Here is a 15,256-nt window from a genome sequence, read left to right as displayed (position 1 = left end):
GATGAACCGTGAATAAAGACTGGTTTGTTCTATTAGTCCTGCTTCCTCCTTTACTCGCTTTTCTGTTGATGGTAGCGGGGAGGAGAATCTTATCAAAACGAATGACATCTTTGTTTGGGGTACTCTCTACAGGAATTTCACTGGTGTTCTCTCTTGTTTTGCTGGTTAGCAGTTTAAGGTCGGGTGTTTCATTACCAGACTGGGAATTTACATGGCTTACGCTCGATAAAAAACCCATTCAGTTTGGAGTCACTTTACAGCCATTGAATGTATTGATGCTAGTCATTGTAAGTTTAGTCAGCTTTCTTGTTCATATTTATTCGTCAGGATATATGAAAGACGATGAGCGATTCACTGTATTTTACAGCTATTTAGCCTTGTTTACTTTTTCCATGCTCGGCCTGGTGATCTCACCCAACCTGTTGCAAATTTATATCTTTTGGGAATTGGTTGGGGTATGTTCATTCCTGCTCGTAGGCTTTTGGTATTTCAAACCAGAAGCGAAACGTGCTGCCCAAAAAGCGTTTATTGTGACGCGTATTGGTGATATCGGTTTATTTATTGCGATTGCCATGATTTTTGCCAAGATTGGAAGTTTTGAGCTGCATGATTTGAAAGGGGCGATTGAAGCAGGAAAGTTGTCTTCTGGAATGATCACCTTGTTTGCGATCTTGATTTTTATTGGAGCTGTTGGTAAATCTGGACAATTCCCATTACATACCTGGTTGCCAGATGCGATGGAAGGCCCCACACCTGTGAGTGCTTTAATCCATGCAGCTACCATGGTTGCGGCTGGGGTCTATCTGGTAGCGAACACATTTTGGCTCTTTCAGGCTTCTTCTGTAGCCATGGATGTGATTGCCTATGTCGGAGGGTTTACTGCGATCTTTGCCGCAACGATCGGAATCGCTCAAACAGATATCAAGCGAATTCTTGCTTATTCTACCGTCAGTCAGCTGGGCTATATGATGTTGGCATTAGGATCTGTTGGTTATGTGGCAGGCGTTTTCCACTTGATGACCCATGCGTTTTTCAAAGCTTTGCTATTCTTGGCCGCTGGAGCCGTGATCGTCAGTTTGCATCATGAGCAGGATATTCGCAAGATGGGTGGATTATGGAAAAAAAATAAAGGACTCGGTTGGCTCTTCCTGATCGGTTGTTTGTCGATTGCTGGAATTCCTCCATTCTCAGGTTTTTTCTCTAAAGATGAGATCTTGTTATCCGTTTATGCGAATGGCCGATATGGATTATTTATTGTCGGGGTCATCGCAGCCTTTTTGACAGCCTTTTATATGTTCCGTCTGTTTTTTAAAGTGTTTGCAGGTTCTCATGAACCGAAAACAGCAAGAGTCCCTTGGAGTATGACTGGTCCCATGATTGTCTTGGCCATTTTATCCGCAGTAGCAGGATTTATCCAATTTCCAACCCATTTTCTCGAAACATGGTTAATAACAGGAGGAATGAAATCCTTACATGGTCCAGAATCCATCGCCTGGATTCCCGTTTTGGCAGTCATCGTTTCTTTGCTGGGAATCAGTTTGGCTTATCTGATGTATGGTGTAAATAAATGGGATTCCAGGCGTGTTGCTCAAGCTGTCCCTTGGTTACATCAATGCCTGGTTCGCAAATATTATGTGGATGAAATGTATCATTCCCTCATTGTTTTGCCACTCAAAGGATTCGGCTGGCTTTTGCAGGTTTGGGATCGTTATGTGATTGATGGACTCGTGCAACTCTGCGGTTGGATCAGTATGAGAGTGGGCAAGATCGGCTCTACCCTTCAAAATGGTCAGGCACAAACTTATGCCCTTATCAGTGTAGTCAGTTTTGTGATTTTAATTGTGAGCTTGTTGGCAGGGAGGTTATTTGGATGACATGGAGCCAGTGGTTGCCGACCTTGATTACCTTTTCTCCACTGCTTGGTGTATTGGTGATTTGGATGACTCCCCGGGAAAAAGCGACTCTTCATCGAATGATGGGGATATGGGCGACGATCCCGCCTCTTGTTTTGGCTTGGATCATGTATAGCCAGTTTGACAGTACATATGTAGGAATGCAGATGAAGCAAGCCATAACCTGGATCCAAGTAGCAACCTTCTGGAAAATTTCCTACAGTATGGGCGTTGACGGTTTATCCATGCCCCTTGTTTTCTTAACCGGTTTGATCAGTACATTGGCAGCTGTTGCTTCTTTTCTGATCCGGGAGAGGACTAAGCAGTATTACAGTTTGTTCCTCCTGCTCGAGGTAGGGATGCTGGGTGTATTTTTAGCCAATAACCTGTTCCTGTTTTTCATCTTTTTTGAAATAACCCTTGTTGCAGCTTTTTTTCTCGTGGGAATTTGGGGTTATTTTGATAAAGAAAAGGCAGCCAATCAATTTCTTCTCTATAACGGACTGGGTTCAGGATTTATGTTATTGGCCATGATTGCCCTGTTTCGTCTAACTGGTACATTAGACTATTTAGAGGTACAGATGTGGATGCAATCGAAAGCATCACCTGTATCGCCTACCTTATTGTGGATCATTTTTATTTCTTTATTGGTTGCTTTCGCCATTAAGCTTCCGATTTTCCCATTCCATACGTGGATGCTGCGTATGCACGTCGAAGCACCCACCCCCATTGTGATGATTCACTCCGGAATTTTGTTAAAGATGGGTGCCTATGGATTGCTGCGCTTTGGTGTCGGTTGGTTTGGAGCCTATATGAAAGAAATTGCCTACATTTTGATTGCATTGGGTTTGATCAACATTTTATATGGTGCGGTTTTAGCTTTTGTCCAAAAAGAATTAAAGCGCGTGTTGGCTTATTCAAGTATTAGCCATATGGGGATTTTGTTGCTTGGGATTGCCTCCTTAACCACGATTGGTTTACAAGGGGCTATATTTCAAGCAGTCTCACACGGTTTGATTTCTGCGCTCATGTTCTTTATCGTGGGAAGTTTGTATGAGCGGACAAAAACGACGGAATTGGACCGGTTAGGTGGATTGGCAAGAAGCATGCCGGTGTTATCCGGGATTCTTATGGTGGCCGGATTAGCTCTGCTTGGTTTGCCAGGTTTATCTGGATTTATCAGTGAATTTTTGGCATTTCTGGGCTTGTTTCAGGTACATCCAGAGTGGGCGGCAGTGGGTTCGATTGGTTTGGTTTTGGCAGCTGTGTATACTTTGCGTGCTGTATTGAAAACAACGTTTGGTCCCATAAAAGATCAATGGATGGGTTTGGAGGATATTCAAATCAAGGAATGGCTTCCCATGTTTATTCTTGTAGGGTTTATTGCCTTAATTGGGGTGTATCCGAAGTTACTGGAAGAATCGATCCAGGTTACACTTTACCAGATGGTATCAAAGATCGGAGGGTAGCGGCATGCAATCGATGTCAGATATGGATTGGGGAATAATGGCGCCAGAATGGGTTATTGCGATCGCTTGTGCCCTGCTGATTGTAGTGGATCTTTTCTTAAAAAATACAGCATCGCGGCGATGGATTGGGTTTCTTAGCCTGCTCGCTGTGGGGATGGCAGGCGGCTGGGTGATCACACAGTTTCGGCATAAGTCAGCAATGATTTTGGATGGAGCTTATATTCTGGCACCCTATACCTTGATTTGGAAAATCATTCTTTTAACGGGTGCGGCTTTGGTATTACTTGTCTCATTGGGGCAGGAAAAAAAAGAGTATGAACCCCATGAAGGAGAATATTACTATCTGCTGCTGACAGCTGTTCTTGGTGGAATGATTGTGGTATCTACTGCCGATTTGATTGGACTGTATACCGGATTAGAGTTGCTTAGTCTGTCATCTTACATTTTGGTGGGGATTCAAAAAAAGAAAAACCGGTCCAATGAAGCTGCCTGGAAATACGTTGTTCTGGGGGGTGTATCTTCTGCCTTTATTTTGTATGGGATGTCTTTTCTATATGGTTTAACAGGTACAACCCATGTAGGGGAGATTCAAAAGCAACTCAGTCAAGTGGGAAGCTCCTATGAAGCTTATGTCTACCTTTCCTTCTTTTTAATGATGGTCGGCTTTGGATTCAAACTGGCTTCGGCACCTTTTCACACGTGGGCGCCTGATGTTTATCAAGGAGCACCTACTCCGATCACGTCTTTTTTAGCCATTGTTTCTAAAAGTGTGACTTTTGCTCTTGTACTGATCGTATATATGGCCTATGCCGGACCATATGGAGAATTTCAGGAGGATATGATTATTCTGTTCATGATCATGGCGACACTATCCATGATAATCGGAAATACAGTGGCTTTGCGGCAAACCAATGTAAAACGGATGATGGCTTATTCCAGCATTGCTCATGCGGGTTATGTTTTGGTTGCTGTTGCTACAGGAAATCAAATACTGATCCCAATTGTTTTCTTTTACCTATTTGTCTATCTTTTTATGACCATCGGAGTATTTGCTGTGATCGCATTAGTAGCCGAGCAAGAGAAGAGCGAGGATTTGAAAGCATTTGCCGGATTATATCATCGTTCACCGTTGCTCGCTTTGTCCATGTCAGTATTCCTTCTTTCATTAGCAGGAATTCCGGTTACAGCGGGTTTTTTTGGCAAATTTTATATTATCATGGGAGCGCTCGAGCTGAACCATATTTGGCTGATTGCTGTGATGATTGTCACTACAATTATTTCCTATTATTACTACTTTGCTGTCATTCGCCAAATGTATTTCCGCCGACCAGCATCTTCAGATCCTGTCCGTGTTTCTTGGCCCATGAAAGTGGCGATTGGGATTAGCTTGATCGCAACTATGGGGATCGGAATAATGCCACAGTTTGTGTTGGAAACACTACAATCGCTGTTACGATAGCCGGTGTTCACCTCTATCGTTTTGGATAGAGGTGAACATTTTTTGTAAATTGAAAGCAAAACTTTTGCGTCAAAACACATTTTGATGTAACATGGTTGTTGGTAAGGAACCTTAAATCAAAGGAGTGCATATATATGGATGGAGCAACCCATCTCGCCATAACCGCACTCATTAATATTATTTTGTCCATTTCCAGCATTCTTTTTTGCTGGTCTATCCTTTCTAACATACGAATCGACAAATGGATCCAGACAAAAAAACCTTTTCAGATCAGAGTGTTGATGCTCTTACTTTCAATTATTTTTGGACATCAGCTGGCTACTTTTTTTATTGATTATTTGGATTGGACACGCATGATTACCGAATTATTTGTATAATTTCGGGTATATTCTCTTTCCTATGAGCCGAAACTGATAGAAATAGACTCATAGGGAGAGAAGAGAATGGATTGTTGGCGTTTTGTTAAAGCGAGTTTTGGGATTATTTGGAGTTTGTGGCTAGCTGGCTCACAAGTATCTCCATCCGTGGAGAAAGTATTGTTACGTATACTTGATGAGATGGGCCTCCAAATCGAACAATGTGTTTTACAACATCGTGGAAGAATAGTGAAGCCAATGGCGCGTGATGAGGTAGAACAATTTGTAAAAAAAATGGGGCAATCTCTGAAGTTCACACATATAAAAAAAGAAACGAACATAGATGGTATACGCTATTTATCCAAGGCACAATACAGTCGAAACCTCATGATTTATTTTCGCGTTATCAACGATGAGCCTGATCAATACTGGGTACAACCATATGTTTCTCTGGAGATTGTGGCGGATGGGAATGCAAGCTTGGAGTGGATCCAGGCCAAAAATAACTTGGAGAATATTTTAGAGAAACAGGGACTTATTCCGCATTTTTACTATTCAATTCAAGCAAGCAAACCGATTTCTTCTTCCCATCCTGGAGAATTTACGTTTCAAGTATTAAAAAGACTAAGAGCTCATCAAGTGGAAGCAATGCGCACAAAGCAAACCATTAGCATATCCGCTTATTCTGCATGGATTCCAGATCGATTGGAAACCAAAGGCGGCTGGATGAATGTACAAGTTGCTACCAGAATAAATAAAGAAAGAAAGCGGCTCATGTTTACATTGGGAACACCTATTATTACAATAGAATACTAAATGTGGAGGGAAGAAACTTGGAGAAAATTATTGTTAGAGGTGGAAAAAGGTTAAAAGGTAGAGTAAAGGTTCATGGAGCGAAGAATGCTGTGCTCCCACTGATTGCTGCTTCGATTTTGGCTTCCAGAGGTCATATTACCATTCATGATACCCCGCCATTGGAAGATGTAAAAACCATTACAAAATTGTTGCAAAAATTGGGTGTTTTTGCTGAGTTGGGAGAAAATCATGTAACGATTAACGCAGAAAAAATTCAATCGACTGAAGCACCCTATGACCTGGTACGAAAAATGAGAGCGTCCATATTGGTTATGGGACCACTGCTTGCCCGTAGAAAGCATGCACGTATTCCTCTTCCAGGTGGATGTGCGATCGGTAGCCGCCCTATTGACCAACATCTAAAGGGGTTAGAGGCATTAGGTGTTCAGTTTGATATTCAGCAAGGTTATGTGGAAGGACATGTGCCAGATAAACTGAGAGGAACTCGTATTTATCTTGATTTTCCCAGTGTAGGAGCAACACAAAATATTTTAATGGCAGCAACTCTGGCTGAAGGGAGAACTGTCATTGAAAATGCAGCTTGCGAACCTGAAATTGTTGATCTGGCCAACTTCCTCAATGCCATGGGAGCTAAAATTCGCGGAGCAGGAACAGATGAAATTCGGATTGATGGTGTTGACTTTTTGCGTGGAACTGAATATACCGTCATTCCTGATCGTATTGAAGCAGGTACGTATATGGTGGCTGCAGCGATTACACGTGGAGAAGTGTTCGTTGAAGGAGCCATTAGCGATCATTTGAACCCACTTATTGCAAAACTGCGTGAGATGGGTGTACATGTGTTGGAAGGTGAAAATGGCATTTTCGTACGTGCTGAAGGAGAGCTCAAACCTGTAGATGTAAAAACCCTCCCATATCCTGGATTCCCAACAGATCTTCAATCACAGATGATGGCACTGCAACTGACGGCGAACGGAACGAGTCTGTTAACAGAGACCGTTTTTGAAAATCGTTTTATGCATGTAGAAGAGATGAAGCGGATGAGTGCCAAGATTAAAATTGATGGACGCACAGCTGTGATTGAAGGTGGACATCCTCTGTCTGGAGCGCAAGTAAAAGCAACAGATTTGCGTGCAGGAGCTGCTCTCATTTTGGTAGGACTTGTAGCAGATGGCGTAACAGAAGTTACCGAACTTCATCATATTGATCGTGGTTATGTGGATATTGTAGGGAAACTGAAATCGCTAGGTGCTGATATTGAGCGAATCACGGTTGAAGATGATGAAGAAACGGTAGTGGATAAGCGTTCTTATGCATAAAAAGACTGCATCATGCAATACTTCCCTCAACCTGAAAATGGATTGAGGGATTTTTTTATGGGAATTGTGCCAGAGGTGCATTGACTGAAATGAAAGCAGGTCTTGGAAGAGGTTATCAATAATCTCGAAAGATGGGTTCTAATTCTCTCACCTTTTCATAGATTAGAGACAGAAGAATGGAAGGGGTGGGGAGCAGTGCCCAAAAAACTATGGCTATATCTGTTGATTTTGCTAGGAAGTATGTTGGTGATTCCAACCATTTTGGCTTTTGCAAGATCAGAAGAAACGATAAAAAAGCAAGAAATAGTGAACCAAAAAAGCTCTTCTCCTTCTGTACTAGTTTATTTAACCAAGGAAAAAAGAGTGGAAAAAGTACCACTTGAGCACTATGTACAAGGGGTTGTAGCAGCAGAAATGCCTGTGGATTTTCACTTGGAAGCATTAAAAGCCCAAGCTTTGGTTGCCAGAACATACATCATTCATCGTCTCATGCAAGGTGCGCTTGCGGATATGGACAAGTGGGGGCCACTTGGCAAAAGTGCTCATGTGACAGATACGGTACAACATCAATCTTATAAGCCGGAGGAAATATTGCGTCGGGAATGGGGGGATCATTTTAAAGAAAAGTATGGCAAAATAAAAAAAGCGGTTCAAGAAACAGCTGGTCAGGTCATTACTTATCATGGAAAACCGATTTATGCTGCGTTCTTTTCGACTAGCAATGGGAAGACCGAGAATTCTGAAGAGTATTTCAATCAATACTATCCTTATTTACGAAGTGTTGATTCTGCTTGGGATCAAAAATCGCCTAAATTCCATAGCCAAAAAGTGATAACCTGGTCGGACTTTATCAATCAATTAGCAAAAAAGACAAATAAGGGCAAGAGTCTGTCTGCCTTTTCCTCTGAACGATCCATGCGTATTTTACACTGGACAAGCGGGCGGCGGATCGCCGAAATACAGATTGGTAATCAGCGTTTTACAGGTCGACAGATTCGTGAGGCCATTCAATTGCCTTCGAGTGATTTTCGCTGGAAAGTGATGGGTGATCGGATTGTATTTACGATATACGGTTATGGTCATGGAGTAGGAATGAGTCAGTGGGGAGCCAATTTATTGGCGCATAGAGGAAAAGATGTGTCGGAGATTATCAATCACTACTATCAGGGAGTGGAAATAAAAAAACAAGCGGATATCGCTTGGCTTCAGAGATAAATACAAGGTTGTTTTGCTCCATGAGTGAGGTTGCTGATTTCGGTTTTTGGATGAGACAGATAGAGGGGAAACAGATGTGGTTTTCAGGATCATGGGATCGATATCGGTTGGAATATACAAAAGATTTATCACCTTAGGTATAAAAAGAGTTTTCGCTGTCGACAATGGTTCCTGAGGTGATAGGAAAATGAATCCAGAAAAACCAAATAATGTTTCTTCCTTTGACAAAGTGAAAAAGCAAATGAAATGGAAACGATTTTTGGCTAAAAAATGGTTTTTTCCTGCTATTTATTTATTGGCAGCCGCTCTGATTATTTCTGTAGCCTGGTGGTATCAAGGTACTCAAACCAAAGAAGTGAATCAATCGCTTAAAGGGGAAAAAGATACCATTTTACCCGTGGAGAGACCCCCTGGCAATCCAACAGATGATGATATGATTCTACCTATAGCCAAAGGAGCGGCGCAAAAAACCGTTACCTATTATGAAGAGGCTAGTCCGCAACAACAGCGTGAAGATTCAATCGTGAAATATGCGAATAGTTATTGGCCTCATGCTGGTGTTGATTTTGCCAGAAAGGATGGAAAGTCCTTTGACGTATTGGCGGCATTGGACGGAAAAGTGATTCGGGTAGAAAAAAACCCGATTGTTGGAATGCAAGTGGAGATTCAGCATGAAAGTGGATTGATTACCGTTTACCAAAGCCTGGAGGATGTTAGAGTCAAGGAAGGACAAATGGTTAAAAAAGGAGATATCCTTGCTAAAGCAGGCCGAAATCAGTTTGAGAAAGAAGCAGGAAACCATTTGCACTTTGAAATTCGAAAAGGAAAACAAGCAGTCAATCCAGAGCAGTATCTCAAAAATGCAAAATAAAAGTTAAGCCACTCTTAAGAGGGTGGCTTTTTTCTTGTCTTAAAGAGCCAAGCACTAGCTTGTCTGAGTGAAAGATGGAAAGAATAACCATGATAATCACTCCATATAATGTACCAAATGCTTTAGAAAGGGGGAGAGGAGATGCATGATTATATAAAGGAAAGAACGATAAAAATCGGCCACTATTTTGTGGAAACGCGTAATACAGTAAGAACAATAGCTAAGAAGTTTGGGGTGTCAAAAAGTACAGTTCATAAAGATTTAACGGAACGATTACCAGAAATTAATCCAGACTTGGCCAGTAAAGTGAAGGAAATATTAGAATATCATAAATCGATCCGTCATTTAAGGGGAGGGGAAGCAACCAAAATTAAATACAAACGAAAAAAACCCAGTTCAGAAAAGTATATGAAAGAAGTAACGATATAAAAAAAGCTTTTTTTATTCTTGAGTAAAATATAAAAGCACCTGGGGCTTTCTGCTAATGAAAACCATCATAAGAAAAAATTCCGCTCCCGGTGCACCTTCTTGTGTTACAATCATCTATAGAACAACTATTGTTTACAATGATGTAGAATATAATATAGACTTCCACATTTAGTTACGATATATTCTATTTATAGTAATAGGGAGAGTTTTCTTCTTGTTGGGACGAGCTTTACGTATTCGGGAGTTTGTTTTTTTAATCGAGGTTAATGGGTGATTCCATGGAGAATGCAAAAGATCAAGCGAAAAAAAAGCAAACAGATACTTTATTATCGGTAGGAAAGTTAAAATGGAGCAAAGATGAAGGGAATTTGCCAAAAGAACCTGATTCATTAAATTTGGAAAAAGGAAAAGAAACAATCGAGAATAAAAATGACGAGGAAATACAAAATAAGAAGGAAGAAAAACAGACAGCAGAACAACAAATCAATTCAAGTACGTCTGGTCTTGAAAAAGAAAAAGAAAACAAAGGAAACACAAACTTTGAAGAGAACACATTTGTACGTTTAAGCGGATTTGCTACAGAAGATGAATCCATTTTTCAACCAAAAGAAGAATCCAATGAAAAAGGTAAAGGGACAGTAGATCCATCCTCATCTATGTCAGATGAGCCAGCAGAAAAGCTTGAGAAGGCTGACAAAGAACTTTTTTTTACAGAGAAACCGCTTGAGAAACCACAAGAGAATCAGGTAGAAAAGCTTGCTCCAAGTTTGGTAAAATCACCAGACACCAAACAACCAAAAATAACTGAACAGCCCAAAGAAGAAAAAAGTACGGCCAAAAGAATATGGAAGATTTTGTGGTTACCTTTGACACTTATTGTGGTATTAATTGTTGGGCTTATTATTGGGCACAGTGTGTTAGGTGGTCAACCTGCAAGTGGTGTTTTTGACATGGGTATGTGGGAGCATCTTTATAAGCTGATCTTTACAAAGTGAACCCGTCATAAGGCTTGTAATATAGCCTTATGACGGGATCTTTCGTGTTTGATTACCGAAAGCAGGAAGGAATTTGTCTGATGTGAGGAGGGATTCCTACATGAATTTGCCCAACCTGCTTACATTAATTCGTTTTATTATGGTTCCTCTTTATCTATATGTATTTTTTTCTGATTTACTTCCACCGCAAGTACGAATGTTCTGGGCCATGGGGATTATCCTCTTCGCAGGAGCGACAGATATAGCTGATGGATATTTAGCCAGGCGAAACAGACAAGTGACACAACTGGGCACCATGTTGGATCCTCTTGCTGATAAGTTAATGATTATTGCTGTATTTGCTTCGTTGCTGATTTCGGGGAAAATAGGACTATGGGCAGCCATTGCCATTGTGTTCCGGGATGTAGCCATGATTATTTGCTCGATCATCTTTCATTTGCGTGGCAAAAAGACAGTACCTGCTAATATCTTTGGTAAAATTACTACCGTTTTTTATTACATAGCTTTGTTTTTACTCATGTTTGATTTTTCACTTGCGGAATCATTTTTGTGGTTTGTCATAGGTTTATCGTATTTCACATCGATCGTCTACATGTTCCAAATTAAAGGGATTAATGAGCGTTGGATGTAAGCCTGGAATGATGGGAAAATCATATCGTTTGTACATTTCGTTCATTTTTAAATGAAATTTAACGATAAAAGTGTATAATAAAAGCTGTTATTTTTTCTCATTCATGCAAATGCTGAATAAAGTGGTTTTTTATTTTTGCTATCGGTATAAAAACATACCGATTTTTCTGTATGTAGTTGGGAGGTTTGTCCATTGCCGGAACGTAATGTTACTCGCACCCTTAGTGTTGAAACACCATCTATGCCAGGCAATTTGGGAAAAGTGGCAACAGCCATTGGAACGGTTGGTGGAGATATCGGAGATATTACCACGAAGCAAATTGGACCGTTTAGCACCATTCGCGATATTACTGTACATTGTGAAAATGAAGAGCAATTGCAGCAAGTGATCCAAGCCATTGAATCATTGGGCAATGGGATATATGTACGAGCGGTATCGGATGATGTGTTACACGCACATATAGGCGGAAAAATTCATATGACCAAACGGATGGACATTCGAAGTCTTGCTGATTTAAGAAGGATTTATACGCCAGGTGTGGCGAATGTTTGTCAACTTATTCAAAAAGAACCAGAAAAAGCCCGATTTTATACCAGCATTGGAAATACCGTAGCGATCGTGACCGATGGAACAGCGATACTGGGATTGGGTAACATTGGAGCATTGGCTGGCATGCCAGTCATGGAAGGAAAAGCCGCTTTGTTTGATCATTTTGCAGGTATTAGTGGTGTTCCTATCTTATTGGATACAAGCGATCCAGATGAAGTTGTCCGGACGATTAAGCATATTGCATCAGGGTTTGGTGGGATTTTATTGGAGGATATTGGCTCTCCGCATTGTTTTGAAATTGAAGAGAGATTGGTAGAAGAATTGGATATACCAGTCATGCACGATGATCAGCATGGAACAGCGGTGGTCACTTTGGCTGCAGCCATCAATGCTTGTAAAAATGCCGGGGTTGATCTTCAAAGTGCCGTTGTTGGACAAATTGGTTTGGGAGCAGCTGGGTTGGCCATTTGTAGGATGTTTCTAGCCTATGGTATCAAACAGGTTTATGGAGTGGATCGCCGTATGGAGGCGATGCAACGTTTAGAAGCTTATGGAGGTATGGCTCTTTCTTCTATCGAAGAACTCATGCAAAAGTGCGATATTGTGATTGCGACAACAGGAGTTCCTGGACTCATCAAGCCGGAAATGATTCGTCAGGGGCAAGTAGTATTGGCTTTATCAAATCCAAAACCGGAGATTGAACCGGAAGAAGCGATGAAAGCAGGAGCTGTATATGCCGCAGATGGTCGATCTGTCAACAATGTATTGGGATTCCCAGGTATTTTCCGTGGAGCTTTAAATGCGCATGCGAAGAAGATTTCCCATCCCATGTTAGTAGCTGCAGCAGAGGCGATTGCTGCCTGCACGAAAGAAGGAGAATTGACACCCCACCCATTGGATATGCGTGTTCATCAAGCGGTTGCCCGTGCAGTTGAAGAAGTAGCCTTGTTGGAAATGCAAGAAAGGGAAATCCAATGATAAAAGAGCGCTCAACAGAAGATGAGCGCTCCTTTATCTTAACCCTAGATGGGGATACCTATAGGGTAAGAAGAAAGATCGGATTTCATGCACTTATTGACTAGCAAATGGCACCAGTTCCTTAGATTCGCTATAATAGGAGCAAGTTCATCAGCTGAAAGGAGTACTTGATGGTGTTTGATATCAAACAAATTCAACAAATCATTCCTCATCGCTATCCGTTTTTGTTGGTTGACAAGATTATTGAGCATGTTCCAGGGAAAAAAGCTGTTGGAATTAAAAATGTAACGATTAACGAGCCCTTTTTTCAAGGTCATTTCCCTGAATATCCAGTCATGCCCGGAGTACTCATTGTAGAAGCATTGGCACAAGTGGGGGCAACTTGTGTACTGGCCATGGAGGAAAATAAAGGAAAGTTAGGATTTTTAACAGGAGTTGACAAGTTTCGTTTCCGTGAACAAGTGAAACCAGGAGATGTTCTTACTCTCGAAGTGGAAATGATTCGCCTGAGAGGTACCATTGGCAAAGGGAAAGGAACTGCTCGGGTAGGGGATCAAATTGTGGCAGATGGAGAGCTGATGTTTGCCATTTTGGATGCGAAGTAAATACATAAGAAGGAAGGTCCGATTAATGGACCTTCCTTCTTATGTCAGGTATTGCCTGCAAATCATTCTGTTCTTTAGCCGGAGACGGAGGCTTCATGATGATTATGATAAATGGACCTACTCCCTATGTGTAAAAGCAGGGGATTCTCTTATTATGATAAAATAAAAAAACGGATGCAAAGATAAATCAGTCCCCAAATTGGTAAACTAAGCAATAATCCATTTAATATACCTAGCATACAATCAACCGATTCAGCTGCTACACGTTGCTTTTTATCCATAAAAAATCGCTCCTGCTTACAAGGTTGGTTGCGCTTAGTATCAACCAGTTTGTAGAAAAATATCCATTCATTTCTTCAAGCAGGGTATTCCAAGTAAAAGAAGGGGTTTCATCTAAAGATGAGTCTACGTGTATTGGTTATATCTCATATGTATCCCAATCCCGTAAATCCGATGTCAGGTATTTTTGTACACAATGAATTAAAGGCATTGATGAAAGAAGGCGTTGAAGTTCGTGTTCTTGCACCGATTCCCTACTTTCCTTTATATCCCAAATGGAGGGGTTATCGGGATATAGAAAAAGAAGTAGAACTGGACGGTATTTCTGTTACTTATGTTCCAACATGGATGTTTCCTGGAGGGTTATTCTTTTCCAGATATGGAGAATTATATGAACGTGCCTTGCGGCCTAAAGTAGAAGAAGCAAAGAAGGAATTTTCATTTGACATCATTCATTGTCACACCATTTTTCCAGACGGATATGCTGGAGGACTGCTTAAGCAAATAGGGAATGTACCAGTTGTTGCAACCATTCATGGTTCGGATATTATGGTATATCCCAAACGTAGTCAGGCCATTTTTAATAAAACAGAAACAGCATTATCCATGGTTGATTATGTCATCACAGTTAGTGAACGATTATGGATTGAAGCGAAAAAAATGGTTCCTGATCTGAGGGGAGAAACGGTTTATAACGGTTTTGATCCTGAACGGTTTACCAGAATGGTGAAAAAAGAGGCTCGTCGGAAACTGGGTATTTCCGAAAAGGGAAAATACCTTCTTTTTGTAGGAAATTTATATCCTGTAAAAGGCATTCAGTTTTTACTTCAAGCATTTGCTCAAATTGCTTCACAAAATGAAGACTTGCATTTGTATCTCGTCGGTCATGGCCCATTACGTACTTCACTTGAACAACAAACCAAAGAGTTGGGAATCCAAGATCGGGTTTCCTTTATGGGGAGACGACCGTATGAAGAGATCCCGGTTTGGCTGGGAAGTGCAGATGTCGTCGTTTTATCCAGTTTAAGTGAAGGATTGCCTTCCATCTTATTAGAGTCAATGGGATGTGCCAGGCCGATGGTGGCTACTGAAGTAGGAGGGATCCCAGAAATTTTAAAAGACGGGGAAACGGGCTATTTGGTCAAACCAAAAGATGTGGATGGTTTGGCTGGTCGATTACATAAGATATTGGTTGAAGACCCATCCCTGGCAGATTCCTTCGGGGAGCAGGCATACCAGGCAGCTCAGTTGCTTACCTGGCAAAAACATGCGATAAAAATGAAGGAGCTGTATCATCGTTTGCTCAGCCAATAAGGAAGTATGAATTTTTTCTGTAGGGATACCCAAAACATTTCAATTATGTTACAGTGATAGATAGATTGTAATCTTATTG

At 41.1% G+C, this 15,256-nt stretch carries 15 protein-coding genes; 14 read left to right on the top strand and 1 reads right to left on the bottom strand.

The window, feature by feature from the left end; genetic code table 11:
* Positions 1 to 8: 8 nt before the first annotated feature.
* The 13 genes from nuoL to fabZ all read left to right on the top strand — a co-directional run bounded on the left by nuoL (position 9) and on the right by fabZ (position 13,584).
* Positions 9 to 1,874 (top strand): NADH-quinone oxidoreductase subunit L, encoded by a 1,866-nt coding sequence (gene nuoL / locus BMZ78_RS01370; RefSeq protein ID WP_281244515.1) that lies wholly within the window; start codon positions 9 to 11, stop codon positions 1,872 to 1,874.
* Complete coding sequence (locus BMZ78_RS01365; protein ID WP_093227316.1) at positions 1,871 to 3,361, top strand: complex I subunit 4 family protein; 1,491 nt, start codon at positions 1,871 to 1,873, stop codon at positions 3,359 to 3,361. The genes nuoL and BMZ78_RS01365 overlap by 4 nt, the downstream gene beginning before the upstream one ends.
* 4 nt (positions 3,362 to 3,365) lie before the next feature.
* Positions 3,366 to 4,820 carry an NADH-quinone oxidoreductase subunit N gene (locus BMZ78_RS01360; RefSeq protein WP_093227314.1) on the top strand — a complete coding sequence of 485 codons (1,455 nt, stop codon included), beginning with the start codon at positions 3,366 to 3,368 and terminating at the stop codon, positions 4,818 to 4,820.
* A gap of 134 nt (positions 4,821 to 4,954) precedes the next feature.
* Entirely contained in the window at positions 4,955 to 5,197 is a 243-nt protein-coding gene (locus tag BMZ78_RS01355) for a DUF1146 family protein (RefSeq protein ID WP_093227312.1), read from the top strand.
* A gap of 66 nt (positions 5,198 to 5,263) precedes the next feature.
* On the top strand, positions 5,264 to 5,992 hold the full coding sequence (locus tag BMZ78_RS01350; RefSeq protein WP_093227310.1) for a YwmB family TATA-box binding protein: 729 nt from the start codon (positions 5,264 to 5,266) through the stop codon (positions 5,990 to 5,992).
* 17 nt (positions 5,993 to 6,009) lie between these two features.
* On the top strand, positions 6,010 to 7,311 hold the full coding sequence (gene murA / locus BMZ78_RS01345) for a UDP-N-acetylglucosamine 1-carboxyvinyltransferase (protein WP_093227308.1): 1,302 nt from the start codon (positions 6,010 to 6,012) through the stop codon (positions 7,309 to 7,311).
* Positions 7,312 to 7,506: 195 nt separating this feature from the next.
* Complete coding sequence (spoIID, locus tag BMZ78_RS01340) at positions 7,507 to 8,526, top strand: stage II sporulation protein D (protein ID WP_245739685.1); 1,020 nt, start codon at positions 7,507 to 7,509, stop codon at positions 8,524 to 8,526.
* Positions 8,527 to 8,713: 187 nt separating this feature from the next.
* Positions 8,714 to 9,397 (top strand): M23 family metallopeptidase, encoded by a 684-nt coding sequence (locus BMZ78_RS01335; RefSeq protein WP_093227306.1) that lies wholly within the window; start codon positions 8,714 to 8,716, stop codon positions 9,395 to 9,397.
* A gap of 141 nt (positions 9,398 to 9,538) precedes the next feature.
* A complete protein-coding gene (gene spoIIID / locus BMZ78_RS01330) occupies positions 9,539 to 9,826 on the top strand; it encodes a sporulation transcriptional regulator SpoIIID (protein WP_093227304.1) in 288 nt (95 codons plus the stop codon).
* A gap of 368 nt (positions 9,827 to 10,194) precedes the next feature.
* A complete protein-coding gene (locus BMZ78_RS01325) occupies positions 10,195 to 10,821 on the top strand; it encodes a DNA-directed RNA polymerase subunit beta (RefSeq protein ID WP_175482231.1) in 627 nt (208 codons plus the stop codon).
* A gap of 100 nt (positions 10,822 to 10,921) precedes the next feature.
* A complete protein-coding gene (pgsA, locus tag BMZ78_RS01320; protein ID WP_093227300.1) occupies positions 10,922 to 11,452 on the top strand; it encodes a CDP-diacylglycerol--glycerol-3-phosphate 3-phosphatidyltransferase in 531 nt (176 codons plus the stop codon).
* A 192-nt stretch (positions 11,453 to 11,644) separates the two neighbouring features.
* On the top strand, positions 11,645 to 12,979 hold the full coding sequence (locus BMZ78_RS01315; protein WP_093227298.1) for an NAD-dependent malic enzyme: 1,335 nt from the start codon (positions 11,645 to 11,647) through the stop codon (positions 12,977 to 12,979).
* A gap of 173 nt (positions 12,980 to 13,152) precedes the next feature.
* Positions 13,153 to 13,584 carry a 3-hydroxyacyl-ACP dehydratase FabZ gene (gene fabZ, locus BMZ78_RS01310; RefSeq protein ID WP_093227687.1) on the top strand — a complete coding sequence of 144 codons (432 nt, stop codon included), beginning with the start codon at positions 13,153 to 13,155 and terminating at the stop codon, positions 13,582 to 13,584.
* Positions 13,585 to 13,736: 152 nt separating this feature from the next.
* Here fabZ and BMZ78_RS19305 read toward each other — a convergent pair whose 3' ends face one another.
* On the bottom strand, positions 13,737 to 13,865 hold the full coding sequence (locus tag BMZ78_RS19305) for a hypothetical protein (protein WP_281244514.1): 129 nt from the start codon (positions 13,863 to 13,865) through the stop codon (positions 13,737 to 13,739).
* Positions 13,866 to 13,983: 118 nt separating this feature from the next.
* On the opposite strand from BMZ78_RS19305, the gene BMZ78_RS01305 reads away from it, so the two are divergent.
* Entirely contained in the window at positions 13,984 to 15,177 is a 1,194-nt protein-coding gene (locus tag BMZ78_RS01305; RefSeq protein ID WP_093227296.1) for a glycosyltransferase family 4 protein, read from the top strand.
* Positions 15,178 to 15,256: the final 79 nt, after the last annotated feature.

It is taken from the genome of Thermoflavimicrobium dichotomicum (assembly GCF_900114055.1).
GTDB classification, from domain to species: domain Bacteria; phylum Bacillota; class Bacilli; order Thermoactinomycetales; family Thermoactinomycetaceae; genus Thermoflavimicrobium; species Thermoflavimicrobium dichotomicum.
This window is presented reverse-complemented; position numbering and strand designations above follow the sequence as displayed.